This window comes from Dietzia sp. CH92, assembly GCF_032248695.1.
In the GTDB taxonomy this organism is placed as follows: domain Bacteria; phylum Actinomycetota; class Actinomycetes; order Mycobacteriales; family Mycobacteriaceae; genus Dietzia.
Window position 1 is genome coordinate 564522 of sequence record NZ_JAVHXC010000003.1, and the last position, 24776, is coordinate 589297.

Sequence of the window (24776 nt, forward strand, 5' to 3'; positions counted from 1 at the left end):
CGGCGCATCACCGCGCGAGTGGCCGCGTCGGCTCAGACCCGCGCGGGGTCCGGACGCTCCCACACGCGGTGGTTCGCCAGCAGCGGCTTGAGCGCCGGCACCACGCCGCCCGCGGCGTCCACCTGCACGACGCCCGGGGTGTCGGTCGTGATCCCGAAGTCGGCGTACCGGTCGACGGGCGCGAGCGTGGCGATGGCCTTCTTGTGCCGGTACATCTCGCTGATGAGGATGTCCGTGCGCGGATTGGCCGGGAGGTCCACCACCACGAGGGCGTCGAACTCGATCGACCGCTGCGTCTGATAGGTCCGCGAGACGGACACGGCCTCACCGGCCTCCGGGTCACCGAGCATCCCGCCCACGGGGGCGATCACCAGCGGCACCATGTCGTCGTCGAACACCGCCTGCACGAGCTCGGAGACGGCCTCCACGTCGGAGTCCTCGGTGACGAGGATGCCGATCTGCCGGCCGTCGGACGGCCACTCCTTGCCGATCTGCGAGAGCGCGGGGCTGGTCGTGACCTCGGCGACGGGCACCTTCGCCGGCGCGGGCAGGCCGAGCCCGGTGGCCACGGTGACCGCGAGATCGTGGTCGATGTGCGCGAGCTGCTCGACCTGCCGGACCTTGATGGCCTGCTCGTAGCACTTGCCCAGCTCGAAGGTGTACGCCTCGGCGACGTGCTCCTTCTCGACGTCGGTGAGGCTGTTGTAGAACAGCGTCACCTGCGAGAAGTGGTCGTCGAAGCTGGCCGGCTTGGCGCGCTCGATCTGCGACTCGGAGATCTTCTGCGCCACCTCGACGAGCGCGGCGTCGTCGGTGCCGGCCATGAACGGGCAGCCGCCGTCGAGGCTGTTGGGCTTGTACGGCGCCACGCCCACGTGGTCGGCGGACTGGTGGAAGCCGTCGCGGAACATGTCGTTGACCGGCGCGTGCGGGCGGTTGATGGGGATCTGCCCGAAGTTGGGCCCGCCCAGGCGCGTGAGCTGGGTGTCGAGGTACGAGAACAGCCGGCCCTGCAGCAGCGGGTCGTTGGTCACGTCGATGCCCGGCACGAGGTGGCCCGGGTGGAACGCGACCTGCTCGGTCTCGGCGAAGAAGTTCTTGACGTTGGCGTTGAGCTCCATGGTGCCGATGACCTGCACCGGCGCGAGCTCCTCGGGCACGATCTTGGTCGGATCCAGCAGATCGATGCCGTGGAAGGTCTCGGTCATCCCGTTCTCGTCGACCGTGTCGGGGAAGACCTGGATGCCGAGGTCCCACTTGGGGAACGCGCCGGTCTCGATCGCGTCGGCGAGGTCGCGGCGGTGGAAGTCGGGGTCCATGCCGCCGGTGATCTGGGCTTCCTCCCACACCTGCGAGTGGACGCCGAGGTGGGGCTTCCAGTGGAACTTCGCCAGGGCGGTCTCCCCGGCGGCGTTGACGAGCCGGAACGTGTGGACGCCGAAGCCCTCCATCATCCGGTAGGAGCGGGGGATGCCCCGGTCGGACATGTTCCACATCGTGTGGTGCTGCGCCTCGGTGTGCAGGGAGACGAAGTCCCAGAAGGTGTCGTGGGCGCTCTGCGCCTGGGGGATCTCGCGGTCCGGGTGCGGCTTGGCGGCGTGCACGACGTCGGGGAACTTGATGGCGTCCTGGATGAAGAACACGGGGATGTTGTTGCCCACCAGGTCCCAGGTGCCCTCGTCGGTGTAGAACTTGGTCGCGAATCCGCGGGTGTCGCGGACGGTGTCGGCGGAGCCGCGGTTGCCGAGCACGGTGGAGAAGCGGACGAAGACCTCGGTCTCCTTGCCCTCGGCGAACACGCCGGCCTTGCACACGCTGGCGGCGGCGCCGTTGGCGCGGAAGACGCCGTGCGCTCCGGCGCCGCGGGCGTGGACCACGCGCTCGGGGATGCGCTCGTGGTCGAAGTGCATGATCTTCTCGCGCAGGTGGTGGTCCTGGAGCAGGACGGGGCCGCGGCGGCCGGCCTTCTGCGAGTGGTCGGTGTCCGACAGGCGGGCGCCCTGGGCGGTGGTGAGGAAGGCACCCTGCTGGCGCATGACCTCCTCGCGGGCGGTGACGGAGCCGGGCGGCTCGGCGCCGGTCGGGCCGTACGGGGTGGCGCCCCTCTGGTCGGCCTTGGGCGGCAGCGGGCTGGTGGGCTCGGTGGGCTCGTCGACGGTCGGCGGCCGGGACCCGGGGGTGCCGGGGACGACGTCGGCGCTGCCGACCAGGTCGTCGGCGAGCTCCTCGGCCTTGTCGACGATCTTCTCGGCGGCGGACCGGGCGGCGGACTTGGAATCTGACCTCTTGTCGGGCATGGCGCTCCTTCGCGGGTGGGAATCGGACGTCCGGGCGTTCCCGTCCCTCTCCTCCGCGCCGGTGGGACCGCCGTGGGGCGGGGGTGGGAACCGTGGGCGCGATTCTGCCCCCGTCCGCGCCGGCCGCAACCGCTCGATCAATGTCAGAGAACCTTCATCCGCGATTATTCTCATTCCATGACTTCCCCCCCGGTCGCCCGCGAGCACCTCCCGTACCCGGTCCTGCTGGCGGCGGCGTGGTCCGCGTGCCTGCTCCTCATCGCGGGCGGCGGCTGGCTCCTGGGACAGGCGGTGGGGCGGCTGTCGGTGATCCTGGCTCCCCTCGCGATCGCGGTACTGCTGGCGGCCATGCTCCGGCCGCTCGTGGACCGCATCCCGCAGCGGGTCCCGCGTGCGGCGGCGGCCCTCGTCGTCGTCGTCGGGGTCCTCGGGGTCGTCCTCGCCGCGCTCGCGGCGGTCACCACCCAGCTCGCCACCGGGGTGCCCCGCATGCGGGAGCAGATCTCCTCCGGCACCGACGCGGCGTTGCGGTGGCTCGAGGAGGGGCCGCTGCACCTCACGGCGGACCGGCTGCAGGAGGCGGTGGCGCAGGCGCGGACGTGGATCGAGTCCCACTCGGAGGCCGTGGCGGCCGGGGCGGTGCAGTTCGGGCACACGGCGGTCGACGCGGTGGCCGGGATGCTGATCTGCCTGGTGGCGTTGTTCTTCTTCCTCTATCACGGCGAGAAGCTGTGGGCGTTCTTCGTGCGGTGGCTGCCGCGCGCGAGCCGCGCGCACGTGGACTCGGCGTTCCGTCACGGCTGGGGGAGCCTGGGGGCGTACACGCGGACGCAGTTGACGGTGGCCGCGATCAACGCGGCGGGTGTCGGCATCGGCGCGGCGTTGCTGCGGGTGCCGTTCGTCATCCCGATCGTCGTGGTGGTGTTCCTGGCGTCGTTCGTGCCGATCGTGGGCACGCTGGTGGCGGGGCTGGTGCCGACGGTGTTGGCGGTGGTCGAGCGCGGTCCGGCGATCGCGGTCGCGATGCTGGCGATCGTCGTGGTGGTGCACCAGCTCGAGTCGCACGTCCTGCAGCCGATCCTCATGGGTCACGCGGTGGCGCTGCACCCGCTGGCGGTGATCCTCGTGGTGACGGCGGGGACGTATCTGTTCGGGATCGTCGGCGCGCTGTTCGCGGTGCCGGTGACGGCGATGGCCAACACGATCGTGCGGTACCTCGCCGCGCGGGGGGCCGGCGGCGCCGACGGCGACGGTCCGGGGCCGGGGCTGGTGCCGGAGGTCGACGAGGTGTCGGGGCCGGACCACGAGGGCCGCGACGAGGGCCGCGACCGCGACGACGGCGGCGACGACGAGCACGACGACGGGGGCGACGACGAGGGCGACGACGAGCCCGGCCCGCGCGGTCGTCCCGCCGCCCCCGGCGACCCCGCGGAACCGGCCGGGCACGCCCGGGCCGACGCCGGTCCCGCCGCCCGGTGAGCCGCCGGGCCGGCGCTTCCCGGGACGCCCGCGCCGTCCGGGTGGTCCGCTCGAGCGTGGTCCGCGCGCCCCGCGAGCAGGTGTGGGCGCGCGTCGTCACGCCGGACGGCGTCGCCGACGAGTTCGGACCACTTCTCACGATGCGGTTCCCGCCCGCGCTCGCCGGCGCGTCGATCGCCGACGTGCCGACGGGCCGGCCGGTCGGGCGGGCGTGGATCCTGCTGGGCGGCGTGGTCCCGCTGGAGTTCGACGACCTCACGCTCCTCGAGGTCTCGGCGCCCCGGTTCTTCCGCGAGCGCTCGCGCCTCGGCTCGTGCCGCGTGTGGGAGCACCACCGCGATCTCGAGGCCCGGCCCGACGGCACGACGCGCGTCACCGACACCCTGCGCGCGGTGCCGCGGGCGCCGCTGCCGGGCCCGGTCGTGCGCGCGGTCGTCGGCGCGCTGTTCACGCACCGACACCGCCGGCTCGCCCGGTGGGCCGGCGGTGTCGGTGGTGGCGGTATCGGCGGTGGTGCCGGCGGGTCCGGCTAGGCGAGTACCCCGCGCACCGGCTCGGTGCGGTACGAGTACGGCAGCGTGCCGTCCTCGACCGCCCGGTCGATCGTCGCGTAGAGCGACGGGCACCGGTTGGACGAGGAGGTCCCGGACGACCGCAGGTCAGCGGCCATCCCGGTGTCGTCCGCCCGGAGCAGGGGGCAGGCCCGGGCGTCGTCCAGCCACTGGACGCCGGTGTGCTCGGGGCTGTACTTCTCCGCCGCGACGGTGATGCCGCAGTGGTCGCAGTCGATCTTCTGCATCGCCTGCGGCCTAGACGCCGGTGGGCTGGGCGGCCCCGGCCCGTGCCGCGTCGGTCACGGCGGCGGCGTCGGCCTCGTTCTGCGCGCGCTGACGGGCGATGTTCTCGGCGACCTCGCGGTCCCAGTGCTCGTTCGCCTTGGTCACGTCCACGTCGAACTCGAACCGGCGGACCATGTCCTCGGTGATGTCGGCGCGGTCCACGTAGAACTGCTCGTACCAGCGGCGCAGCTGGTAGACCGGCCCGTCGTCCTCGGACAGCAGCGGGTTCTCGATCCGGGTCTTGTCCTTCCAGATGATGACGTCCTGCTCGAACGTCTCCATGGTGCCGTTGCCGAACTGGGCGGCCAGGGCGTTGGCCTCCTCGTCCGTCATGCCGGGCGTCTTGGACACCATCACGCCGTACTGGAGCAGGAAGGAGTTCGGGGTGACCGGGTAGTGGCAGTTGATGAGGACCACCTCGAGCCCGTCCTGGGCCGTGAGCTGGTTGATCATGTACGACGGGCCGAAGTACGAGGCGGTGGACTGGGTCACCGAGTCCTCACCGAAGTTGACGTAGCCGGCCGTGTCCGCGCGCGGCTTGAACGACATCTCCTGGGTGGCGATGTGGTTCTCGAACACATTGCGGAAGTGCATCGGCTGGTTGAGGTGCACGTAGTAGAAGTGCGCCATGTCCACGACGTTGTCCACGACCTCGCGGGCCGGCGACCCCTCGATGAGGGTCGACGCCCAGTTCAGGTCAGTCCACTTGTCGGTGCCGTAGCCCTCGATCTCGGGGATCATCTCCTCCTCGAGCGGGTCGCCGCCCTCGGGGTCGTTCCACACGAAGAGCTGGCCGTTGCGCTCCATGGTCTGCCAGGCCTGGGTGCGGGCGCGCAGCGGGACGCGGCGGGCGTAGGGGATCTCCTTGCACCGGCCGTCGCCGCCCCAGCGCCAGTCGTGGAACGGGCACGCGATCTTGCCGTCCTTGATCTGGCCCTTGGACAGGTCGCCGCCCATGTGCCGGCAGTAGGCGTCCAGCACGTTGAGCTGGCCGTCCTCGCCGGCCCAGACGACCAGCTTGCCGCCGAACGCGTTGAGCGAGTGGGGCTTGCCGTCGCGGAAGTCCTCGGCCAGGCCCAGGCAGTGCCAGCCGCGCGCATAGCGCTCCTTGAGTTCCCCGACCTCGATCTGACGTACCTCGTCGACGATGTCTTCCGTCGTCATAGTCCAACCTCCTGGGTTGTGGGTGGTGAGATGCCTCACAGTGGCGACGGCGACGGCCCCGCGACGGATCGCTCCCGCTCAGTGGGAAGCGTCCACGTCCTCTCCCGCCAGCAGGGCCCGGGCCTCCGGGCGACCGTCGAGCAGTCGCCCCACCCGGCGCCGACAGCGCCACCCCTCACCCGTCCGGACGAGCTCCCAGCGGTTGGCCGTGGCGCGCGCGACCGTGAACGGGCCGCCGGGCCCGTCGGCGGTCACGAGCAGCGACTTGCAGGTGGCCACGGCGGTGTCGCCGTCGATCACCACGTCACCGGGCTCGAGGATGTGCGCGCACCCGCCGCGGACGAAGCCCTGGTGCATGGGGCCACGGACCATCGCCCGGATCTCCTCGTGGCCGCGCATGACGCCGGTGTCCACGTCGTACTCGCCGTCCTCGGTCCACACCCGCGCCACCGCATCGGCGTCGCCGGCGTCGATAGCCGGGCCGTACGTCGTCATCAGCGCGACGATCGCGGCGCGGTCCTCCAGGGCGTCCACGCGCGCGGTGAGCTCGAGCAGGATCTGGGTCATCTGGTCCTCGGTCATGCTCCCAGTCCGCCACAGACCCCCTCGCCGACCCGCACTCTTCCCGGTGACCGGGAACGAGCGGTCCGCGCGGCCCGTCGACTGTGACGCTGCTCTCACCTTTGAACCGGTCGACGGGAGATCCAACCATGACAACTGTGCTGCCGAACTCGGCGGGAACCGACGAGCCGACGGGCGCCGCCGTGTCGGCCCCCGCCGTCCCCGCCACCGCCCTGACCGCCACCGTGCCGGTCACGCCCGCGCCGTCCAACCCGGTGTACGAGTACATCGAGGCCCACGCCGAAGAGCTGTTCGCCCAGGGCGCCGAGGCCGAGAAGATCGGACGCCTCACGGACACCACCGTCCGCATCCTGCGCGAGGCCGAGGCCATGCGCATGTTCCAGCCCGCCGAGTACGGCGGCCTCGAGTACCGTCCGCGCCAGTTCGCGGAGACGGTCATGCGGCTCGCCTCCCTCGACCCGGCGGCGGGCTGGGTGCTCGGCGTGTGCGGAGTCCACCCGTGGCAGCTCGCCTACAACGACACCCGCGTCCAGGACGAGGTGTGGGGCACCGACTCCAGCACCTGGATGGCCTCCCCGTACATGCCCGGCGGCCTGCTCGTCCCGCAGGAGGACGGCACCTACCACTTCAGCGGACGCTGGCAGTTCTCGTCCGGGACCGACCACTGCCGGTGGGCGTTCCTCGGCGGCATGCTGGCGACCCCGGAGGGCGAGATGGCGCAGCCGCCGCAGATGGTGCACGTGATCGTGCCCCGCGGGGACTACGAGATCATCGAGGACTCGTGGGACGTGGTGGGCCTGCGCGGCACGGGCAGCAAGGACCTGGTGATCGCCGGGTGCACGGTCCCGGACTACCGCGTCATGACGTGGGAGGACGTGTCCTCCGGTGAGGGCCAGGCCCGCTCCGGCCGCACCGAGACCCTCTACCGCATGCCGTGGTCGGCGATGTTCCCGCTCGGCATCACCGCCGCGACCGTCGGCATCTGCGAGGGTCTGCTCCGCCTGGCGCAGGAGTACCAGACCGCGCGCATCGACGCGAACGGCGGCCGGGTCACCGAGGACCCGCAGACCATGTACCAGTTCGCGGAGCTGTCCGCGGACCTGCGCGCCGCCCGCGCGGAGCTGCTCGCCAACGCCGACGAACTGTGGGAGCTCACCGAGGCCCAGGGTGAGGTCGACTTCGCCCGACGCGCCCAGGGCCGGGCCACGCAGGTCCGCGCCGCCTGGCGGGCCGTGCACGCCGCCAACGAGATCTTCGCCCGCTGCGGCGGCAACGCCCTCCGGATGGACCAGCCGATGCAGCGCTTCTGGCGAGACGCCCAGGCCGGCATCCACCACGCCATCCACGCGGCCAACACCGTGTACCACGCGGCCGGTCTCAGCGCCCTCGGCGTGGAGCCCGAGGGCCCGCTGCGCAAGCTCATCTGACCGGCGGACCTCGAGGAGACCACCATGATCGACAGTTCCAAGTACGGCCCGTGGGCCGTCATCGCCGGCGGGTCCGAGGCGGTCGGCGCCGAGTTCGCGCACCAGCTCGCCCGCGCGGGGCTCAACCTGCTGCTCATCGCCCGAAAGGAGGGGCCGCTCGAGGAGACCGCGGAGGCCGTCCGGCAGCACGGCACCGAGGTCCGGACGCTGAGTCAGGACCTGGTCGCGCCGGACGCGGTCGAGGCCATCGCGGCCGCGACCGCCGACCTCGAGGTGGGGCTGCTCATCCTCAACGCCGGCGCCAACACCTACGGTCACGAGTTCGTCACCGGGGACCTCGAGGCGTTCCGCGCGGTGGCCACGCTCAACATCGACCGCAAGCTCGAGCTCACGCACCTGCTGGGTCGACCGATGGCCGAGCGGGGCCGCGGCGGGATCATCATCGTCGGATCGGTCACCGGGTTCGTGGGATGCGAGGTGATGAGCGTGTACTCGGCCTCCAAGGCGTTCAGCCGCGTCTTCGCCGAGGGCCTGTGGCTGGAGATGAGGGACCGCGGCGTGGACGTCCTCGCGCTCACCGCCGGCCCCACCCGGACCCCCGCCATGGACCGCGCCGGCCTGGACTTCGACGCCGCGGGGATCGTGGCCTCGGACCCGGCCGACGTCGCGCGCGAGGGGCTCGAGCACCTCGCGGACGGGCCCGTCTGGGTTGTGGGCGAGCACTACGAGAAGGCCAGGACGCTCTCCGGATTCCCGCGACGCGACCAGGTTCTCGCGGAGGCCGCGGCCGTACGGGAGATGATGGGGGTCTGACCCCCTCGTGAGGTCCCGGCGTCGTACGCGGCGCCGGGACCTCCTCGTGCGCCCCGCCGCTGGGCCCTGGAGATTCGGAGTACGACAGATGTCCGGTGAACGCCCCTCCGCCGACGGCGCGTCACTGCTCGACCGGTTCGACCTCATCCTCGACGCGATCGAGGAGGCCGGCTATCTCACGCTGACCGGGGTCATGGAGCGCACGGGGCTCGCCCGGTCCACGGCCCACCGGCTGCTGCTGCAGATGGAGCGCCGGCAGTGGCTGTTCCGGGTGGGCACCAACTACGAGCTCGGCCCGCGGTTGTTCGACCTCGGCACCGCGGGGCTGAGAAACCACTGGTTCTACCGCTCGGCCCGTCCCGCCCTGCACTGGCTCCACGTCCGCACCGGGTGCCTGGTGCACCTGGCGTTCCTCCGGGGCACGGACGTGGTGTTCTGGGACAAGATCGGCGCCGGCGCCGGCGACGCGACCTTCGCCGGTCAGATCGGCGGGCGCGCCCCGGCCTCGGTCACGGCCCTGGGCAAAGCGCTGCTCGCCGGCCAGCCGCCGGGCGTTCTCACGGCTCACACCCTCGCGGTGAACGCCTCCGGCCGGCCGACCCGGTCGCGGGCCGACCTGCTGCGCGAGCTGGAGGAGATCCGGCACCGCGGCTACGCCTGGGACCGGGAGGAGTTCCATCCCGGGGTGGGGTGCCTGGCCACGGTGGTGCACGCCAACGCCGACGACCCGTCGAGCGCCTACCGCACCACCGCCGCGATCTCGCTGTGCGTGCCCGTCGACCGCCTCGACGCGCGCCTGGTGGCGCCGCTGATGACGGCCAAGACCCGGATCACCCAGGCGGCCCGCGTCAACCCGATGATCGACCGCTCGCCGAGCGCCTGAGCGCCCCGCCCTAGAACCAGTCGCCGGGGACGTATCCCGCCAGCGCGCCGGCGGGTTCGCGGTACCCGGCGGCGGACACGGCCGCGGCCGCCGCCGCGATCCCCGGCGCCGCCGCCTGGGGGACTCCCGGCGCCGCCGCCTGCGCGGTCGCCGGGACAGCGGGCACCGGGCGGGCCATCTGCTCGTAGCGGCCCCGGAAGAACAGCAGCGGGTCGCCGTCGCACTCCGCCGGGCCGGCCCCGTGAACGTCGGCGAGGATCACGACGTGGTCGCCGCCGTCGACGACCCGCGCGACCGAGCAGTCGAACCACGCGAGCGCCCCGGCGATCACGGGCATCCCGCGGTCCGTCCGGGCGAGCGGCACCCGCGAGAACTTGTCGGGGTCGCGGCCGCCCACCGTCGCGGAGACCTCGGCGGCATCCGCGCCGAGCACGCTGACGGCGAAGTCGCCGCGCTCCAGCAGGGCCGGCAGCGTCCGGGACTGACGCATGACCGAGATCAGCACCATGGGCGGATCCAGCGACAGCGCCGAGAACGACTGGCAGGCGAAACCCGCCACCCCGGCGGGGCCCTCGGTCGCCACGACGGTGATGCCCGAGCAGAACCGACCGAGCAGCTCCCGCAGCGCCAGCGGGTCGGTGGGGTCGATCACGGAGTCCATGGGAACGATGTCCATGGGATACAGGTACCGCGCCGCGCGGGAACGGTCCGGTCGACTCCCGGTGAGCGGGATCACGCCGTGTGGGGACCCGTGGGCGGGGGAGGCTGTTGCCCATGACCGACCGCGCTGCCGCCCCGTCCGCACACGCCACCGCCTCGTTCGTCGAGCCACCGCTCCGTGAGCTGGCCACCGAGCGGGGGGTCCTGCGATACCGCGAGGCCGGCGACGGCCCGACCCTGCTGCTGTTGCACGGTTCGGGGCCCGGCGTCACCGGGTGGCGCAACTTTTCCGGCAACGTGCCGGTGTTCGCCGAGCACTTCCGGACCATCGTGCTGGAACTGCCCGGCTTCGGCGTCAGCGATCCCGCCGGCGACCTGCACCCCATGGCCTCCGCGCAGACCGCGGTGCAGGACTTCGTCGACGGCCTGGGCCTGGACAAGGTGAGCCTGATCGGCAACTCCATGGGCGGGTTCATCGCCACCCAGTTCGCGCTGGAGCGGCCCGAGCAGGTGGAGAAGCTGGTCACGGTCGGCGGGGCCGGCGTCTCGATCTTCTCGCCCGGCCCGGGGGAGGGGATCATCCGGCTGTCGGCCTTCGTCGAGGAGCCCACCCGGGAGCGGCTGGTGGAGTGGCTGCACTCGATGGTCTACGACAAGTCGCTGGTCACCGACGAGATGATCGAGCAGCGCTGGGCCCAGGCGACCGATCCGGAGACGCTGGCCTCCTCGCGGCGCATGTACGGCCGTGAGGCGCTGGCCGCGATGGCGGCCGCCCCGGCCGACCCGTCGGTCGTGCCCGCGTGGGCCAGGTTCGGCCAGGTGCAGGCGCCGACCCTCATCACCTGGGGGCGCGACGACCGGGTCAGCCCGGTCGACATGGCGCTGCTGCCCCTACGGATGCTGCCGCGGGGGGAGATCCACGTGTTCCCCAACTGCGGGCACTGGGTGATGATCGAGCAGAAGGCGGCGTTCGAGTCCGTCGTGCTGGGGTTCCTCACCCGTCCGTGACGAACGCGGCCCCGGCTCCCCCACGGGGGACCGAGGCCGCGTCGCGGGGCCTGATGATCAGGCCGTCACGGTGTCATTCCTTCAGGGTCAACCCTCAGGCGACGGCCGTGGTGACGGGCTCATCGTCGCCCTCGGGCGCGACGTTCTCGCCCTCGACGGGCTCCTCGGTGTCGACATCGCCCTCGGCGTCATCCTCGTCGGGGACCTCGGCGTCGATGCCCTGGAGGATGTCGATCGCGCCCTGGATGTCGCCCGAGAAGGCGGCGGCGATGGCGGCGTCAGCGTTGGCGCGGCAGTCCTCGCCGCTCAGCCCGGGCACCACGCCCTCGGCCGAGCCGAGGAAGTCGTAGGCGTCGATCGTGCCGCAGAGCTGCTCGGCGATCTCGGAGACCTCGGCGGGCGTCTCGACGGTCTCGCCCGCGCCGAGCGAACCGGCGTCGAGGCCGGGAACGGCGCTCTGGGCCGAGGCGAGCCCCGCACCGGCGAAGGACAGGGCGGCGGCGGAACCGATCACAGCGATGGTCTTCTTCATGTGCGTCACACCTTCCTATCGGGATTCCAGGGGATCTCCCCGGCGATATGCGGGCAACCGTAGCGACACGATCGGCACCTGGCTGTGATCCCGCTCACATGGAACCGTCTGTCAGCCGGGCGTGCAGGTTCGCTGTGCAGGGGAAACGCGGACTGTACGAATTCTTCTTCATGTGTCCACCCGGATGCCCGATCGTTTGCCGGACCGTGCGACTTCGGGGAGGCTTAGCCCATGAGTGGAACCGCCGAGATCTACGATGCCGTCCTCGACCCGGGCAAGCTGGACCTGCTGCGCGGGTGGGTCCGCCGGCAGGACTGGTTCGACGGTGACCCCGAGCGCCTGGAGCAGGTGACGGCCTACCGCTTCGTCGACCCGGACGGTGAGGTCGGGATGGAGTCGTTCCTGCTCTCCGACGGCTCCCGGACCTACCACGTGCCCGTGACGTACCGGGGCGGCGAGCTCTCCGACGCCTCCGAGGCGCTCGTCGGGGTGATGGAGCACTCGGTCCTCGGCCGCCGGTGGGTCTACGACGCGCCCTCCGACCCGGTGTACGTGGCCGAGGTGTGCCGGGTGATCAGCCACCGCGACACCGCCGCCGACCACCTGCAGGTCGAGGACGGCACCGTGAGCCCCTCGCCGGTCAACATCCGCGGCGGCGGCGACGGGATCGGCCAGTCCGCCGAGGCGACCCCGCGGGTCATCCGCGTCGTCGACGAGGAGAACGACGCCGAGGCCGAGCGCCCGCTCATCGGCTCACCCGGCACGCTCAGCGGGACCTGGGAGGACGGCGACGGTACGCACACCGCGGTCCTCGTCGTCGTCACCTAGTCGCCCGGTCCCGCACCACCTCGCCCGGTCCCGCACCACCTCGCCCGGTCCCGCACCACCTCGCCCGGTCCCGCACCACCTCGCCGAACGACCGCCACCACGAACGCCCGCCCCGACGGCTGCCGGGGCGGGCGTTGACGTGCGGCGGCACCGGGGTGCGCCGCCGGGTCGGGTCAGGCGCTCTTGATGGCCGAGACCTCGATCTCGAGGGTGATCTTCTCCGAGACCAGGACGCCGCCCGTCTCGAGCGCGGCGTTCCAGGTCAGGCCGAAGTCGCTGCGGTTGAGGGTGGTGGTGCCCTCGAAGCCCGCGCGCAGGTTGCCGAACGGGTCGGTGGCGGTGCCCTCGTACTCGAACGGGATGGTGACGGACTTGGTGGTGCCCTTGATGGTGAGGTCGCCGGTCACGTCCACGCCGCCCGAGCCGTTGGCCGCGATCTTCGTCGAGGTGAAGGTGATCTCGGGGTAGTTCTCCATGTCGAAGAAGTCGTTGGACTTCAGGTGCCCGTCGCGGTCGGCGTTGCGGGTGTCGATGGACGAGGCGTTGATGGTGACCTCGGCCTTCGCGCCGTCGATGCCCTCGGCCGGCACGGTGACGGTGCCCGTGAAGTCGTTGAACGCGCCGCGCACCTTGGTGATCATCGCGTGACGCGTGACGAAGCCGAGACGCGTGTGCGTGGGGTCGAGGGTCCAGGTGCCGGTGAGGTCGGTGAGGTTCGCGGTCATGATGACTCCTTGTGGGATCGGTCCGGGCGGAGCCGGACGCTGCTCTTGTTGTTGTGTCACCAACGATAGGCGCTCATGGGTGACGCGTCAACTACCCAGTCCTGTGATCCGCTTCACACCCTACTCGCCGGCGCTCGAGGGGCGGTGGGCGATGACCTGCGGGGTGACGGATCAGCCCACCCGCCGCCGGAGGAAGTGCACCGCGTGCTCGACCGCGCTCTCGTGACACGGCCGGCCGTCGAACAGGTCGAAGTGGTCGCCGGGGTAGTGGCGGACCTCGGCACGCGCGGCGACCGCCGCCGTGGCCGCGGCGTGTGGCGGCGCGCTCCGGTCCAGGTCGGCGATCTGGAACAGCACGGGGACGTCGGCGAGGTCCTCGGCGTGCCGGCCGGGCCGGAACGAGCCCAACTCGGTGCCGATGGAGGCGCCCACCTCGTTGCGCCAGGACGGCCCGGCGACGGAGGTGTACGCCTCCTCGTACCCGTCGAGGGAGAGCAGCGCGTCGGAGCCGGGCGGGCCGACCAGGGGGAGCCGCGGCTCCTCGCGTCCGGCGGCCGCGAGGGCCTTGGCGGCGATCGCGGTGCCCGTCGCCCGTAGCAGCGAGGTCGGCTTGTGCTGGCGGGCGGCGGCCGCGGCGGCGGCACGGCCGTCGACCAGCGGGATCATCGTGATGACGGCCGCGATGTCGTCACGTCCGCGTGCCACCTCGAGCACGTGGCCGCCCGCGAGCGAGCAGCCCCACAGGATGATCCGCCGGGGGTCGACGCCGGGCTGGGCGGCGGCGGCCGCGATCGCGGCGCGGTAGTCCTCCTGCTGGCGGGCGGGCGAGACGACCTGGCGGGGGCTGCCCTCGGACCGGCCGAAGCCTCGGTAGTCGAAGGCCAGGGCGGCGTACCCCGCGGCGGCGAACGCCTCCGCGAACGGCAGGAGCCCGGAGTCGACGGTCCCGCCCAGACCGTGGGCCAGCACCACGGCGGGGCGCCCGGTGCCGGTGCCGCTCGCACCTGGGCCGCCCGCACCTGTGCCGCCCGCGCCGGCGGCGGGCAGGAAGGTCCCGCGGCACTCGGCGGCGTGCGGCCCGGTGCCGGAGCGGAACGTGACGTCGACGGCGGTGGTCATGCGGTTCTCCCTGGATCGGCGGCGGCCGCCGCGGCGCCCGTACCGGGGTCCACGGCGGGGTCGGGTCGGCCGTACACCGTGCGGACCCACATGTCGGCGGCCACGGTGAGCAGCGGTTCCCGGGTCCCGTCGGGGTCGTGGGCCAGCTGTTCGAGCACGGTCTCGTTGATGTGGATGAGCCCCTCGGCGAGCGCGTCGGCGTCGACCCCGTCCGGGGCGCGGCCGGCGGCGCGTTCGGCGCGCAGGAACTCCGCGACCCGCACCGCGAGCCGCGTGCGGCCCTCGTTCCACAGCGCGCGGGTCTGGGCGTGCTTGCTGCGGGCGGTGAGCAGCGCTCGGTAGATGTGGGCCTTGTCGAGGACGCGGTCGGTGAGTCGTTCGAGCGCGGCGGTGACGCGGGTGCGGAAGTCGCCCTCGCCGCCCACGACGGTGTCGACGGCGGTGCTCGCCTCGTCCTGCACCATCGCCAGCAGGACGCCCACGGCGGCGGCCTTGGAGTCGAAGTAGAAGTAGAACGCCGAGCGGGTGATGCCGGCGGAGTCGGTGAGGTCGGCCACCGAGATGTCGTCGAGCGGGGTGCTCTTCAGCCGTTCATCGAGCGCGACGAGCAGTGCCTCACGCCTCCGGTCCCCGCGCGGGGAGGTGTTGCCCGACGGCGCCGCTGGCGTCATGCCGTCACCCTGGCGCGGAAGGCGGGGCCGTGGGCGCGGGCGCGGTCGAGTCCTCGGGGTATCTCACGGGTACGCATGTCGTGTTCATACAGGAAGTAGTCGACCTGCTGCTGATGGCGTGGGGTGTCGAGCATGTGACCGATGTACTTCTTCTCGTCCTCCACGATCACCCTCTTCATCTCCTCGACAGGTGGGGTGCGGTACAGCCCGGCCGCCCACGCGGCGACGAGCCGGGCCTGCGCCTCGACGAACGGGAACAGGGTGGGGGTGGCCTGGGCGAACCCGACGAACGCCAGGTCCTCGATCCCGGGGGTGAACATGCGCTTGTAGAGCGGCACGTGATTGTGGGCGTCGGCGGACAGGAAGTCACGGTCGAAGAACGGGAACGTGGTGTTGTAGCCCGTGGCCTGGATGATGACGTCGAACTCGGCGCTGGTGCCGTCGGTGAAGTGGACGGTGCGGCCGTCGAGGCGCTCGATGTCGCCCTTGGCGGTGACGTCGCCCGAGCCCAGCCGCAGTGGCAGCTCGACCGACTGGGTGGGGTGGGCCTCGAAGAACTTGTGGTTGGGCTTGGGCAGCCCGTACGACTCGGGCCGGCCGGCGGACATGGGCTGCATGGTCTGGATGACCTTGCGCTGCCACGAGTAGGGCACGTAGGGGAAGGTCGCGAAGTACTTGTCGGCGGGCTTGCCGGCGATGTACTTGGGCACGATCCACGCGCTCGACCGGGTCGAGAGGGTGACCTCGTTGCGCATCACCTTGGACGAGAGCTCCACCGCGATGTCGGCGGCGCTGTTGCCCAGGCCCACCACGAGGATCTTCTTGTCCATGAGGTGCAGCGGGGTCCACGGGTCGATGTAGGCGTGGGAGTGGATCATCTCGCCGGTGAACTCGCCGGGGAAGTCGGCGAAGCGCGGATCCCAGTGGTGTCCGTTGCCCACGACGAGGGCGTCGACGTGTCGCGTCTCGGTGGGGCCGCTGCCGTCCGCGCCGGCGAGGGTGAGTTCCCAGCCGCCCTCCGGCAGGCGCTCGGCGTGCATGACCCGGGTTTCGAACTCGATCGAGCGCAGCAGGTCGAACGCCTCGGCGTAGTCGTCGAGGTACTGCTTGATCTGGGTGTGGTGGGGGAAGTCCGGGAACTCCTCCGGCATGGGGAAGTCGCGGAAGCTCAGCTGGTGCTTGGAAGTGTCGATGTGCAGGGAGCGGTACGCGCTCGAGCTGCCGTTGGGGTTGTCGAACGCCCAGTTCCCGCCGATCCGGTCGGACGCCTCGAAGCACACGACGTCGATCCCGTAGTCGCGCAACATCTTCACCGTGGTCAGGCCGCTGATGCCGGCGCCGATCACGGCGATCCTGCAGGTCGATGTCATGCGAACCCCTTCGGCGCGGTCCCCGGCGAGGCACACTCACCGGGAACAGGAAGCTATGGCACGCATCACACTATGGTCCGTGTTGACGGCCGTCAACGTCTTCCTCTACCGGGGTGTCGCGCACCGTCGGCGCCCACTGTCGACCGAGGGGAGGCCGTATGGCCGTCGAAGTGGAACCGGCTCGTCACGCCGTCGTGGTGGGCGGCGCCTCGGGCATCGGGTGGGCCACCGCCCGCGCCCTCGCCGACGCCGGCTGGCGGGTGACGGTGGCGGACCTCGACCTCGACGTCGCCGCGGGCCGAGCCGGGGAGCTCGCCGGCGCGGGCCACGAGGGGCGTCGGGTGGACGTGACCGACGAGCCGTCGGTCGAGGAGCTGTTCGCGGGCGCCGCGCCGGACCTGGTGGTCACCACGGCGGGGGTGAGCACGCTCGGGCTGGTCACCGAGCACGATTCCGACGAGTTCCGCCGCGTCGTGGACGTGTGCCTGACGGGCGCGTTCCTCGTGTTGAAACACGGTAGTCGGGCGGTCCGCGACGGCGGCGCGATGGTGGCGATCGCCTCGCTCAACGCCCGCCAGCCCGGCCGGGGGATGGCCGCCTATTGCGCGGCCAAGGCGGGCCTGGTGATGCTCGCGCAGGTCGCGGCGCTGGAGCTCGGCGAGCGCGGCGTGCGCGTCAACACCGTCTCGCCCGGCTTCCTCGTCACCCCGCTCACGGAGCCGGTGCTGCAGATCCCGGGCCTGGCGGAGGAGTACGCGGAGAACGCCGCGATCGCGCACCGAGGCACGGCCGAGGACGTCGCCCGCGCGGTGCTGCACCTGGCGGACGCGGAGTGGATGACGGGGGAGGACGTGGCGATCGACGGTGGCGCCCAACTGCGCCGCTACCCCGATGTCCTGGGGGCGGCGATGCGGGCGTTCTCGTGACGGCGGCGTCGCGGCGGGCGCCCCGCACGCCGAGCCCGGCCGGGGCGACCGCGATCGTCACCGGGGGCGGGTCCGGTATCGGCGCCGCGCTGTGCCGGGCGCTCGTCGCGGCGGGCGCGCACGTGGTGGTGGCCGACATCGACCTCGCCGCCGCGCGCCGGGTGGCCGAGGAGGTGACGGCCGCGGTGGGCACGACGGGGACGAGAACGGGGACGACGACGGGGACGACGACGAGGGCCGCGGTCCACGGCGATCCCGCTCCGGCGGGGAGCGCCGAACCGGCACGCCTCGACGTCACCGACGCCGACGCGGTCTCGGCGCTGGTCGAGCAGGTGATCGCGACCCGCGGCGGGCTGGACTTCATGTTCGCCAACGCCGGCATCACGTGGGGCGGGGACACCGAGCAGCTCGGCCTCGACCGGTGGAACGCGATCATCGACGTCAACGTCCGCGGGGTGGTCCACTGCGTGCACGCGGCGTATCCGCACATGGTGGCCCGTGGCTCGGGGGCGCTCGTGCTCACCGCGTCCATGGGCGGGCTGTGTCCGGCGGGCCTCATCACGAGTTACGCGATGACCAAGCACGCGGTGGTCGGCCTGGGCCTGTCGCTGCGGGCGGAGGCGGCCGGCCGCGGGGTCGGGGTGACCGTGGTGTGTCCCGCGGCGGTGGAGACGCCGATCCTCGACAAGGGGCAGCTCGACGGCTTCGACGGGCGGCACTTCTACCTCGACGGGCAGGGCGTGCGCCGACCGCTCGACCCCGACAGGTTGGCGGCGTCGGTGCTCGCGGGAGTGGCGGGCAACCGCGCTCTCGTCGTCGAACCCGCCCGGGCCCGCGCCACGTGGCGCCTACACCGTCTCGCCCCGGGCCTCATGGACCGGGCGATCACCCGCTACGTGCGCACGGAGCGCGCCAGGGCGGCGTCCCCGCGCGCTAGGTGACGGATCAACTATGCTGTGCGCATGACCTCCGCAGACACCTCCCGCGTCGCCTTCGGCCTCGACACGTTCGGCGACACCACCGTCGACCCGGGCGGCCGGCCCGTCCACCACGCGCAGGTCCTGCGCGACGTCGTGGAACAGGCCGTCCTCGCCGATCAGGTGGGCGTGGACGCGATCGGGATCGGCGAGCACCACCGCCCCGACTTCGCGGTCTCCGCCCCCGACGTGGTCCTGGCCGGCATCGCCACGCGCACCGAGCGCATCCTCCTCGGCTCGGCGGTGACGGTGCTGTCCAGCGACGACCCGATCCGCGTCTTCCAGCGTTTCGCCACGATCGACGCGCTGTCGAACGGGCGCGCGGAGGTCGTGCTGGGCCGCGGCTCGTTCACCGAGTCGTTCCCGCTGTTCGGCTTCGACCTGTCCCAGTACGAGCAGCTGTTCAGCGAGAAGCTGGACCTGTTCGCCGCGCTGCTGCCCGAGGGGCCGGTGACGTGGTCGGGCGAGCTGCGGCCGCCGCTGGTCGACCAGCACGTCTATCCCAAGACCCAGAACGGGCTGCGGTCGTGGATCGCGGTGGGCGGCAGCCCCGAGTCCGTGGTCCGCGCGGCCCGCTACCGGATGCCGCTCATGCTGGCGATCATCGGCGGGCCCGCCGGCCGGTTCGCCCCGTTCGCCGACCTGTACCGCGAAGCCAACGCCCAGCTCGCGGGCAGCGACGCGCCGCGCCTGCCGATCGCCGTCCACTCGCCCGGTTTCGTCGCCGAGACCGACGCCAAGGCCGCCGAGTTGTCGGTGAAGCACTGGCTGGTCAACCGCAACCAGATCGGCCGCGAGCGCGGCTGGGGCGACGCGACCGAGGCCGACTTCCACCGCGAGGTCCGCTCCGGCGCCATGTACGTCGGCTCGCCGGAGACGGTCGCGCAGAAGATCGCCACCACGGTCCGCACGCTGGGCCTGGACCGCTTCGACCTCAAGTACGCCAGCGGCCCCACCCCGCACGAGGACCTCATGACCTGCATCGACCTGTACGGCCGCAAGGTCATCCCGCGGGTGCGGGAACTGCTCGCCGAGGCGGGGTACACCCCGGGTGTGCCGCAGACGGTCTCGCGCCTGTGACGTAGCTATCGCGCGGGTGGCGTCGTCTGCACGATCCGGCGCGGCGGGTTTACGGTGATGCCATGTTGTTCGCTTTCTCCATCGCCCCCACGTCCACCGCGGACGAGTCGGCGTCCATGAGCAAGGCGGTCGCCGAGGCGGTCCGGGTGGTCCGCGAGTCCGGGCTGCCGCACGAGACGACCTCGATGTTCACGACCGTCGAGGGCGAGTGGGACGAGGTCATGCCCGTCATCCGCGCCGCGACCGACGCGGTGCTGGCCGTCTCGCCGCGGGTCTCGTTGGTGCTCAAGGCGGATCTGCGGCCGGGGCGGTCGGGGGAGCTGCGCGGGAAGGTGGAGCGGGTGGAGCGTCACCTCGCGGGCGGCGGGGGTGGCGCGCCCGGTGGCGGCGGTGGGGCAGGTGTGACCGGGGAGGGTTCCGACGACGACGAGGAGCTGCACTCGTGACGTGGCCCGGTCCGTTGGAGTCGTCGTCGCCGGCCGCTGACGCGATGGCCGAACACCTGAGGCGCCCGCGGGGTGGGGCGACGGTCGCGTACGTGATCGCCACGGCGGCCGGCGGTGCCGGTGCGCTGGTGATCGCGGCGGCCCAGCTGCTCTCCGGCTCGCCCAGCGTGATGGACGTGCTGCTGTGGGCGGCGATCGCCGTGCTCCTGCTGGGCGCGGCCGCGCACCGCTGGTGGCTGGGCGGACGCAACGAGGAGCGCTCGCTGCGGATCGCCGCGGCCATCCGGCCCGAGCAGGTCGCCGCCGCGATCCGCGGATCGTCGGGGGAGATCGACGCCGTGCGCCGCCTGCGCGTCTCCCACCCGGGCCTCGGGCTGCGGCACGCCTACGACCTGTACCAGCACTACGCGCGCGAGCACCGCTGATCACACGGCGGCCGGCTCGGCCTGACCTGCGCCGCTCAGCCTGACCCGCGCCGCTCAGCCTCCTCCCGGCCCGCTCAGCAGCCCCCGGCCCCGCCGAGCGCCCCGGCGACCAGCGCGTGCGTCCGCCCGTCGACGGCGATCCCGCCGTGCGAGGTGGGCCCGCCCCCACACGCGTCCTCGGGGACCACCCAGCGCACGCCCGGGCCGGGCACGAAGCTCCGCTCGGGCGGGAGCAGGTGGTCGCCGCGCGTGGCGATGAGCGTGTACCCCACGCCGGGGAGGAACGGGGTGCGGTCGAGGCCGTACCAGGCGGCGAGCATCGGGCTGCCCGGGGACAGTTCGGCCAGTCCGCGCAGGTTGGCGCCCCACAGCCCCAGGCCGGCGACCTCGCGCGGCAGCTGGTGGGGGATGAGCCCGCTGTTGTCGGCGCCCCAGTAGCCGCCCACGGAGACGACGTTCGCCACGGCGCCGGGCCGCAGGACCTTGGTGGTGTAACCGGCGATCGAGGCGCCCTGCGAGTAGCCCACCAGGTCGACCTGCGGTGCCCCCGTCACCGCGCGGACGTGGTCGATCACCCCGGCGAGCTGCGGACCCGACGCGGCGACGATCGAGTCGAGGCCGCCGCGGGCCGGGTTGCCGGCGTAGGCGCCGAGGGTCGGGGCGATCACGCAGAAGCCCTGCCGCCGCAGCGGATCGCCGAGCCGGGGCATGGTGTTGGGCCCGTTGTCGAAGGTCCCGTGCACGAGGATCACCGGCCGCGGTCGCGCGGGTGTGGGTCGGCACGTCACGGCCGCGTCCACCGCGGCGGGCGGCCCGGGGGCGCCGATGGGGCCGTTGACGCCGCCCAGGGCCTCGGTGACGTACGGCCCCAGCTCCCCGGCGGGGTCGAGCTCACGCAGTTGGTCGGCGAGCGGTCCGAGCTGACCCGCCAGGGGGCCGAGTTGACCGGCCAGCGCGCCGAGTTGGTCGAGCGGGGACTGCGCGTGCGCCCGCGGCGCGAGGGCACCGGCGGCCTGCGCTGATCCCACCGCCGCGGCGAGCGGAACCGCCAGCGCGAGCGCGGCCAGCGCCCCGGCCAGTCGCGAGCGCGCGGATCGGCGCGGGGATCCGCGTTCGGGGCGGTGGCCGGCGGGCCGTGCGGGTGTGCGGGAACCGAGCATGGGAACTCCCCGGGAGCGGGCGGTGAGCACCAGTATGCGAGCCCCGCGCCGGATTGGGAACACTATTACCTCACGAATCCGCGGCGCCGCGCGACTACTCGTCGAACCGCGCCGTCCGCGCGTCCGGCCCGGGGGCGGGGCGCGCGGGCCGGCGATCACCGACGAGGGCAGGATCTACACACATGAGGGCAGCGTTCGACGCCGTGGTCGACCGGCACGGGGCCACCGTGCTGCGGGTCTGCCGCGCGGTCCTGGGCCCCGGCGCGGACGCCGACGACGCCTGGTCGGAGACGTTCCTGTCCGCGCTGCGGGCGTGGCCGGAGCTGCCCGAGGACACCGACGTCGAGGCGTGGCTCGTCCGCGTCGCGCACCGCCGGGCGGTCGACGTGGTCCGCCGCGCGTCCCGGACCGCGGTCCCGACCGGCGTCGCCGACGACGTCGCCGTGCTCGAGGCCCGCGCGTCGGGTGCGGGCGGGGCGCGAGGAGCCCCCGGGGTCGACGACGACGAGGACGGCAGCTGGATCTGGGACGCGGTCGCCGCCCTGCCGACCCGGCAGCGCCTCTGTGTGGCGTACCGGTACCTGGGCGGCCTGCGCTACGCCGAGATCGCCGAGCTCACGGGCGGCACCGAGGCGGCGGCACGGCGCGCTGCCGCCGACGGGATCGCCGCCCTGCGCAGGACACTCACCCCGCCGCCGACACAGGCACCGACACAGGCACAGTCACAGGAGGTCGCGCCATGACCGAGCACGCTACGACCGACCCCACGATCGCCACGCTGCGGGCCGCGCCCGCCGACACCGGCCGGCTCCGCGAGCGCCTGGCCCGCGATGCCGAGACCGAGGGCTTGGCCGACGTGCTCTACCGGACCGTGGACTCGCCCATCGGGGGCCTGCTCCTGGCCGCGACCCCGCTCGGACTGGCGTACGTGGCGTTCGAGGTGGAGGACGCCGACGCGGTCCTGGCGACCCTCGCCACCCGCATCGGCCCGCGCGTCCTGCGGGCGCAGGCAGCCTCGCCGGTCCTCGACGCGGCCGCCGCGCAGATCGGGCAGTACCTCGCCGGCGAGCGCCGCGACTTCGACCTGCCACTGGACACCCGCCTCGCCACCGGTTTCCGCGGCGAGGTCCAGCAGCACCTGGCCCGGGTGGGCTACGGGCGCACGGCGACGTACCGGGAGATCGCCGCCGCCCTCGACCGGCCCGGCGCGGTCCGCGCCGTCGGCACCGCCTGCGCCACGAACCCGCTCCCGCTGGTGTGGCCGTGTCACCGGATCCTCCGATCCGACGGTGGGCTCGGCGGGTACCGCGGCGGGCTCGCGGCCAAGCAGCGGCTCCTGGCGATGGAATCGGCGGCGTGACCGCGGCGCAGCTCCTCGGCCTGTTCGGGGTGTGGGCGATCGCGGTCGTCTCGCCGGGGCCCGACGTCGTCGTCGTCCTCCAACGCGCCCTCGCCGGACGGCGGCACGGCGTGGCCACCGCGGTGGGGATCGTCGCCGGCCTCACGGTGTGGCTCGGGGCGGCGTTCGCCGGCGTCGCCACGCTGGTGCGCGTGTACCCGCAGGTCATGACGGTCCTGCAGGTCGCCGGCGGGCTCCTGCTGGCCACCCTCGGCGTCCTCGGCCTGCGCGGGTGGTGGCGCTCTCGCAGCGCGCCGACTGATCCCGCCCCGGCCACCGGCCCCGCCTCGCCCACGAACGCCGCGTCGCCCGCACCCACCGAACCCGCCCCCGCCACAGCCCCGCAGAATCCGCTACCCGGAGTCGGGATCCGCTACCGCGACAGGAGTAGCGGATCCCGACTCGGGGTAGCGGATCCGGTGCGGGGGGACGTCGCGCGCGGCCTGGCCACGAACCTCGCCAACCCCAAGGCCCTGGTGTTCTTCGGCGCCGTGCTCACGCCGTTCCTGCACGACGAGGTCTCGGTGGCGTGGTCGGTGGCCCTCGTCGCAGGGATGCTCGCCGTGGCGCTCGCGTGGTTCGCCGGCCTCGCGATGATCGCCTCGCACCGCGCGGTCAACGAGCGGGTCGGGCGGCTGCTGCCGTGGGTCGACCTCGTGGCCAGCGCGCTGTTCGTGGCGGTGGGGGTGGCGTTCGTGATCGGGGCGGTCGCCTCCGTCGCGGGCGGCTAGGTTCGATCCCCATGAGCAGTCGTCGCAGCGAGGTCGTGGGCGGCCGCGACTGGGCCCGCGCCGCGCTGGCGATGTTCGCGGTCGGCTGGGGAGCCAACCAGTTCGCGCCGCTGCTCACGATGTACGAGCGCGAGCTCGGCCTGGGCCAGTCCGACGTGACCGCGATGTTCGCCGTCTACATCGTGGGGCTGATCCCCGCCCTGGTGCTCGCCGGCCGCTGGTCGGACACGAACGGGCGACGCGTGCTCATGCGGCCGGTGCTCGTCCTGTCGCTGATCGCGACCGTGCTCATGCTCCTCGGGCCGCAGGACCCGCTGTGGCTGTACCTCGGGCGGTTCCTCGCCGGCGTGGCCTCGGGCGCGGCGTTCGGTCCGGGCAGCGCCTGGATCAAGGAACTGTCCGCGGCGGCCCCACCCGGTGCCGGGGCCCGCCGTGCCGCCACCGCGGTTTCCGGCGGGTTCGGGCTCAGCGCCCTGGCCGCCGGCATCATGGGCGAGTTCCTCCCCGCACCCACCTTCACCCCGTATCTGCCGCACCTGGTGCTGGGCGTGGTCGCCACCGTCCTGGCGTGGAACGCGGCGGACCCGTTCGTCCCGCGTGACACCGCCACCCGGGTGCCGCTGCTGCCCGTCGGGGCCCGCCGCCGGCGGTTCGCGCTGGGCGTGGCGCCGTGGGCCGCGCTGGTGTTCGGCTGCGCCTCGATGTCGTTCATCGTGCTGGCCGGTCTGCTCGGCGGGGACGCCGCCGGGATGCCGGTGCTGTACGCGGGGGTGCTGGCCGGCATCACGCTGGGCACCGGGGTGCTGGTCCAGCCCGCCGCCCGCCGGCTGGCGTCCGCGACCGCGCCGTGGCGGGTGCCGGTGGCGGGGCTCCTGGCCGCCGCGCTGGGCATGTCCGCCGGCGCGGGGTTGGCCGCCGCCGAGGACCTGCCCCTGCGCGCGGTGCTCATGCTGCCGGTGGCGGTCCTGCTGGGTGCCGGCTACGGCACGCTGCTCGTGGGCGGGCTCGTGGAGGTGGAGCTGCAGTCCGGGCCCGACGAGCACGCGGGGCTGGTCGCCGTGTTCTACGTCCTCGCGTACGTGGGGATGGCGACGCCGTACGCGATCGCCGAGGTCGCGCGCTTCGGTGGGCCCGTCCCGTGGATCGCCGCGATCGCCGGAGTGTGCGTACTGCTGATCCCCCTGACGATGTCCCAGCTGCGCGAGGTCCCCGCCGCCGGGCGTTGAGTCGCCGGG

27 protein-coding genes are annotated in these 24776 nt (G+C 73.0%); 16 read left to right on the forward strand and 11 right to left on the reverse strand.

From position 1 onward, the window contains the following. Positions 1-32 precede the first annotated feature (32 nt). The gene (locus tag RWK90_RS09015; protein ID WP_314036936.1) at positions 33-2297 is read right to left on the reverse strand and encodes a catalase; all 2265 of its coding nucleotides are present in this window, start codon (positions 2295-2297) and stop codon (positions 33-35) included. A gap of 177 nt (positions 2298-2474) precedes the next feature. Here RWK90_RS09015 and RWK90_RS09020 point away from each other — a divergent pair, with 177 nt between their 5' ends. Together RWK90_RS09020 and RWK90_RS09025 are read left to right on the forward strand one after the other, a co-directional pair. Then, positions 2475-3776, forward strand: a complete 1302-nt coding sequence (locus RWK90_RS09020) for an AI-2E family transporter (protein ID WP_314036938.1) — start codon at positions 2475-2477, stop codon at positions 3774-3776. Beyond that, positions 3773-4309 (forward strand): hypothetical protein, encoded by a 537-nt coding sequence (locus tag RWK90_RS09025; protein ID WP_314036940.1) that lies wholly within the window; start codon positions 3773-3775, stop codon positions 4307-4309. Before RWK90_RS09020 ends, RWK90_RS09025 begins: the two co-directional genes overlap by 4 nt. Here RWK90_RS09025 and RWK90_RS09030 read toward each other — a convergent pair. The 3 genes from RWK90_RS09030 to RWK90_RS09040 all read right to left on the reverse strand — a co-directional run bounded on the left by RWK90_RS09030 (position 4306) and on the right by RWK90_RS09040 (position 6361). Then, positions 4306-4575, reverse strand: coding sequence for a hypothetical protein (locus RWK90_RS09030; RefSeq protein WP_314036942.1), 270 nt, complete (start codon positions 4573-4575; stop codon positions 4306-4308). The genes RWK90_RS09025 and RWK90_RS09030 overlap by 4 nt on opposite strands. Positions 4576-4585: 10 nt before the next feature. Then, positions 4586-5779 carry a Rieske 2Fe-2S domain-containing protein gene (locus tag RWK90_RS09035; RefSeq protein ID WP_314036944.1) on the reverse strand — a complete coding sequence of 398 codons (1194 nt, stop codon included), beginning with the start codon at positions 5777-5779 and terminating at the stop codon, positions 4586-4588. A 78-nt stretch (positions 5780-5857) separates the two neighbouring features. Continuing rightward, a complete protein-coding gene (locus RWK90_RS09040; protein ID WP_396230291.1) occupies positions 5858-6361 on the reverse strand; it encodes a nuclear transport factor 2 family protein in 504 nt (167 codons plus the stop codon). A gap of 128 nt (positions 6362-6489) precedes the next feature. On the opposite strand from RWK90_RS09040, the gene RWK90_RS09045 reads away from it, so the two are divergent. From RWK90_RS09045 to RWK90_RS09055, 3 genes are all read left to right on the forward strand, one after another. Next, positions 6490-7788, forward strand: coding sequence for an acyl-CoA dehydrogenase family protein (locus RWK90_RS09045; RefSeq protein WP_314036946.1), 1299 nt, complete (start codon positions 6490-6492; stop codon positions 7786-7788). A gap of 24 nt (positions 7789-7812) precedes the next feature. Beyond that, positions 7813-8601 carry an SDR family NAD(P)-dependent oxidoreductase gene (locus RWK90_RS09050; RefSeq protein ID WP_314036948.1) on the forward strand — a complete coding sequence of 263 codons (789 nt, stop codon included), beginning with the start codon at positions 7813-7815 and terminating at the stop codon, positions 8599-8601. A gap of 88 nt (positions 8602-8689) precedes the next feature. Then, positions 8690-9484, forward strand: coding sequence for an IclR family transcriptional regulator (locus RWK90_RS09055; RefSeq protein ID WP_314036949.1), 795 nt, complete (start codon positions 8690-8692; stop codon positions 9482-9484). Between the two features lie 10 nt (positions 9485-9494). Here the strand turns inward: RWK90_RS09055 and RWK90_RS09060 are convergent, their stop codons facing one another. After that, entirely contained in the window at positions 9495-10160 is a 666-nt protein-coding gene (locus RWK90_RS09060) for a flavin reductase family protein (protein ID WP_314036951.1), read from the reverse strand. 98 nt (positions 10161-10258) lie between these two features. On the opposite strand from RWK90_RS09060, the gene RWK90_RS09065 reads away from it, so the two are divergent. Then, positions 10259-11152 (forward strand): alpha/beta fold hydrolase, encoded by an 894-nt coding sequence (locus tag RWK90_RS09065; RefSeq protein WP_314036953.1) that lies wholly within the window; start codon positions 10259-10261, stop codon positions 11150-11152. A gap of 94 nt (positions 11153-11246) precedes the next feature. On the opposite strand, the gene RWK90_RS09070 is transcribed toward RWK90_RS09065, so the two are convergent. Then, positions 11247-11684, reverse strand: a complete 438-nt coding sequence (locus RWK90_RS09070) for a hypothetical protein (protein ID WP_314036955.1) — start codon at positions 11682-11684, stop codon at positions 11247-11249. 231 nt (positions 11685-11915) lie between these two features. Here RWK90_RS09070 and RWK90_RS09075 point away from each other — a divergent pair, with 231 nt between their 5' ends. Continuing rightward, a complete protein-coding gene (locus RWK90_RS09075) occupies positions 11916-12512 on the forward strand; it encodes a maltokinase N-terminal cap-like domain-containing protein (RefSeq protein WP_314036957.1) in 597 nt (198 codons plus the stop codon). 173 nt (positions 12513-12685) lie between these two features. On the opposite strand, the gene RWK90_RS09080 is transcribed toward RWK90_RS09075, so the two are convergent. The 4 genes from RWK90_RS09080 to RWK90_RS09095 all read right to left on the reverse strand — a co-directional run bounded on the left by RWK90_RS09080 (position 12686) and on the right by RWK90_RS09095 (position 16397). Then, positions 12686-13237: a YceI family protein gene (locus RWK90_RS09080; protein WP_314036959.1), complete on the reverse strand. Its 552-nt coding sequence runs from the start codon at positions 13235-13237 to the stop codon at positions 12686-12688. A 171-nt stretch (positions 13238-13408) separates the two neighbouring features. Continuing rightward, on the reverse strand, positions 13409-14356 hold the full coding sequence (locus RWK90_RS09085) for an alpha/beta fold hydrolase (RefSeq protein ID WP_314036961.1): 948 nt from the start codon (positions 14354-14356) through the stop codon (positions 13409-13411). Then, positions 14353-15027, reverse strand: coding sequence for a TetR/AcrR family transcriptional regulator (locus RWK90_RS09090; RefSeq protein ID WP_314036963.1), 675 nt, complete (start codon positions 15025-15027; stop codon positions 14353-14355). The genes RWK90_RS09085 and RWK90_RS09090 overlap by 4 nt, the downstream gene beginning before the upstream one ends. Next, a complete protein-coding gene (locus tag RWK90_RS09095) occupies positions 15024-16397 on the reverse strand; it encodes an NAD(P)-binding domain-containing protein (RefSeq protein WP_314036965.1) in 1374 nt (457 codons plus the stop codon). Before RWK90_RS09095 ends, RWK90_RS09090 begins: the two co-directional genes overlap by 4 nt. A gap of 158 nt (positions 16398-16555) precedes the next feature. Between RWK90_RS09095 and RWK90_RS09100 the strand changes: the two genes are divergently transcribed. From RWK90_RS09100 to RWK90_RS09120, 5 genes are all read left to right on the forward strand, one after another. Continuing rightward, positions 16556-17323: an SDR family oxidoreductase gene (locus RWK90_RS09100; protein ID WP_314036967.1), complete on the forward strand. Its 768-nt coding sequence runs from the start codon at positions 16556-16558 to the stop codon at positions 17321-17323. Beyond that, the gene (locus tag RWK90_RS09105) at positions 17320-18264 is read left to right on the forward strand and encodes an SDR family NAD(P)-dependent oxidoreductase (protein WP_314036969.1); all 945 of its coding nucleotides are present in this window, start codon (positions 17320-17322) and stop codon (positions 18262-18264) included. The genes RWK90_RS09100 and RWK90_RS09105 overlap by 4 nt, the downstream gene beginning before the upstream one ends. A 21-nt stretch (positions 18265-18285) precedes the next feature. Then, positions 18286-19380 (forward strand): LLM class flavin-dependent oxidoreductase, encoded by a 1095-nt coding sequence (locus RWK90_RS09110; RefSeq protein ID WP_314036971.1) that lies wholly within the window; start codon positions 18286-18288, stop codon positions 19378-19380. 62 nt (positions 19381-19442) lie between these two features. Continuing rightward, positions 19443-19826 carry an MTH1187 family thiamine-binding protein gene (locus tag RWK90_RS09115; RefSeq protein ID WP_314036974.1) on the forward strand — a complete coding sequence of 128 codons (384 nt, stop codon included), beginning with the start codon at positions 19443-19445 and terminating at the stop codon, positions 19824-19826. After that, entirely contained in the window at positions 19823-20251 is a 429-nt protein-coding gene (locus RWK90_RS09120) for a hypothetical protein (protein ID WP_314036976.1), read from the forward strand. Before RWK90_RS09115 ends, RWK90_RS09120 begins: the two co-directional genes overlap by 4 nt. Before the next feature lie 74 nt (positions 20252-20325). Here RWK90_RS09120 and RWK90_RS09125 read toward each other — a convergent pair whose 3' ends face one another. After that, positions 20326-21411 carry an alpha/beta fold hydrolase gene (locus RWK90_RS09125; protein WP_314036978.1) on the reverse strand — a complete coding sequence of 362 codons (1086 nt, stop codon included), beginning with the start codon at positions 21409-21411 and terminating at the stop codon, positions 20326-20328. A gap of 182 nt (positions 21412-21593) precedes the next feature. Between RWK90_RS09125 and RWK90_RS09130 the strand changes: the two genes are divergently transcribed. Genes RWK90_RS09130 through RWK90_RS09145 form a run of 4 tightly spaced genes read left to right on the forward strand, consistent with a single transcriptional unit; the run spans position 21594 to position 24767 of the window. Then, positions 21594-22154, forward strand: a complete 561-nt coding sequence (locus RWK90_RS09130; RefSeq protein WP_314036980.1) for a sigma-70 family RNA polymerase sigma factor — start codon at positions 21594-21596, stop codon at positions 22152-22154. Beyond that, positions 22151-22771 (forward strand): methylated-DNA--[protein]-cysteine S-methyltransferase, encoded by a 621-nt coding sequence (locus RWK90_RS09135; RefSeq protein WP_314036981.1) that lies wholly within the window; start codon positions 22151-22153, stop codon positions 22769-22771. Before RWK90_RS09130 ends, RWK90_RS09135 begins: the two co-directional genes overlap by 4 nt. Beyond that, positions 22768-23541, forward strand: a complete 774-nt coding sequence (locus tag RWK90_RS09140; RefSeq protein ID WP_314036984.1) for a LysE family transporter — start codon at positions 22768-22770, stop codon at positions 23539-23541. Before RWK90_RS09135 ends, RWK90_RS09140 begins: the two co-directional genes overlap by 4 nt. Before the next feature lie 11 nt (positions 23542-23552). Next, positions 23553-24767 (forward strand): MFS transporter, encoded by a 1215-nt coding sequence (locus tag RWK90_RS09145; RefSeq protein WP_314036985.1) that lies wholly within the window; start codon positions 23553-23555, stop codon positions 24765-24767. Positions 24768-24776 lie beyond the last annotated feature (9 nt).

Excerpts from the sequence above, each read along its gene's own strand:
- RWK90_RS09015 (WP_314036936.1), bottom strand. The coding sequence starts at position 2,297 with ATGCCCGACAAGAGGTCAGATTCCAAGTCCGCCGCCCGGTCCGCCGCC.
- RWK90_RS09020 (WP_314036938.1), top strand. The coding sequence starts at position 2,475 with ATGACTTCCCCCCCGGTCGCCCGCGAGCACCTCCCGTACCCGGTCCTG.
- RWK90_RS09030 (WP_314036942.1), bottom strand. The coding sequence starts at position 4,575 with ATGCAGAAGATCGACTGCGACCACTGCGGCATCACCGTCGCGGCGGAG.
- RWK90_RS09035 (WP_314036944.1), bottom strand. The coding sequence starts at position 5,779 with ATGACGACGGAAGACATCGTCGACGAGGTACGTCAGATCGAGGTCGGG.
- RWK90_RS09040 (WP_396230291.1), bottom strand. The coding sequence starts at position 6,361 with ATGACCGAGGACCAGATGACCCAGATCCTGCTCGAGCTCACCGCGCGC.
- RWK90_RS09045 (WP_314036946.1), top strand. The coding sequence starts at position 6,490 with ATGACAACTGTGCTGCCGAACTCGGCGGGAACCGACGAGCCGACGGGC.
- RWK90_RS09050 (WP_314036948.1), top strand. The coding sequence starts at position 7,813 with ATGATCGACAGTTCCAAGTACGGCCCGTGGGCCGTCATCGCCGGCGGG.
- RWK90_RS09055 (WP_314036949.1), top strand. The coding sequence starts at position 8,690 with ATGTCCGGTGAACGCCCCTCCGCCGACGGCGCGTCACTGCTCGACCGG.
- RWK90_RS09060 (WP_314036951.1), bottom strand. The coding sequence starts at position 10,160 with ATGGACATCGTTCCCATGGACTCCGTGATCGACCCCACCGACCCGCTG.
- RWK90_RS09065 (WP_314036953.1), top strand. The coding sequence starts at position 10,259 with ATGACCGACCGCGCTGCCGCCCCGTCCGCACACGCCACCGCCTCGTTC.
- RWK90_RS09070 (WP_314036955.1), bottom strand. The coding sequence starts at position 11,684 with ATGAAGAAGACCATCGCTGTGATCGGTTCCGCCGCCGCCCTGTCCTTC.
- RWK90_RS09075 (WP_314036957.1), top strand. The coding sequence starts at position 11,916 with ATGAGTGGAACCGCCGAGATCTACGATGCCGTCCTCGACCCGGGCAAG.
- RWK90_RS09080 (WP_314036959.1), bottom strand. The coding sequence starts at position 13,237 with ATGACCGCGAACCTCACCGACCTCACCGGCACCTGGACCCTCGACCCC.
- RWK90_RS09085 (WP_314036961.1), bottom strand. The coding sequence starts at position 14,356 with ATGACCACCGCCGTCGACGTCACGTTCCGCTCCGGCACCGGGCCGCAC.
- RWK90_RS09090 (WP_314036963.1), bottom strand. The coding sequence starts at position 15,027 with ATGACGCCAGCGGCGCCGTCGGGCAACACCTCCCCGCGCGGGGACCGG.
- RWK90_RS09095 (WP_314036965.1), bottom strand. The coding sequence starts at position 16,397 with ATGACATCGACCTGCAGGATCGCCGTGATCGGCGCCGGCATCAGCGGC.
- RWK90_RS09100 (WP_314036967.1), top strand. The coding sequence starts at position 16,556 with ATGGCCGTCGAAGTGGAACCGGCTCGTCACGCCGTCGTGGTGGGCGGC.
- RWK90_RS09110 (WP_314036971.1), top strand. The coding sequence starts at position 18,286 with ATGACCTCCGCAGACACCTCCCGCGTCGCCTTCGGCCTCGACACGTTC.
- RWK90_RS09115 (WP_314036974.1), top strand. The coding sequence starts at position 19,443 with ATGTTGTTCGCTTTCTCCATCGCCCCCACGTCCACCGCGGACGAGTCG.
- RWK90_RS09125 (WP_314036978.1), bottom strand. The coding sequence starts at position 21,411 with ATGCTCGGTTCCCGCACACCCGCACGGCCCGCCGGCCACCGCCCCGAA.
- RWK90_RS09130 (WP_314036980.1), top strand. The coding sequence starts at position 21,594 with ATGAGGGCAGCGTTCGACGCCGTGGTCGACCGGCACGGGGCCACCGTG.
- RWK90_RS09135 (WP_314036981.1), top strand. The coding sequence starts at position 22,151 with ATGACCGAGCACGCTACGACCGACCCCACGATCGCCACGCTGCGGGCC.
- RWK90_RS09145 (WP_314036985.1), top strand. The coding sequence starts at position 23,553 with ATGAGCAGTCGTCGCAGCGAGGTCGTGGGCGGCCGCGACTGGGCCCGC.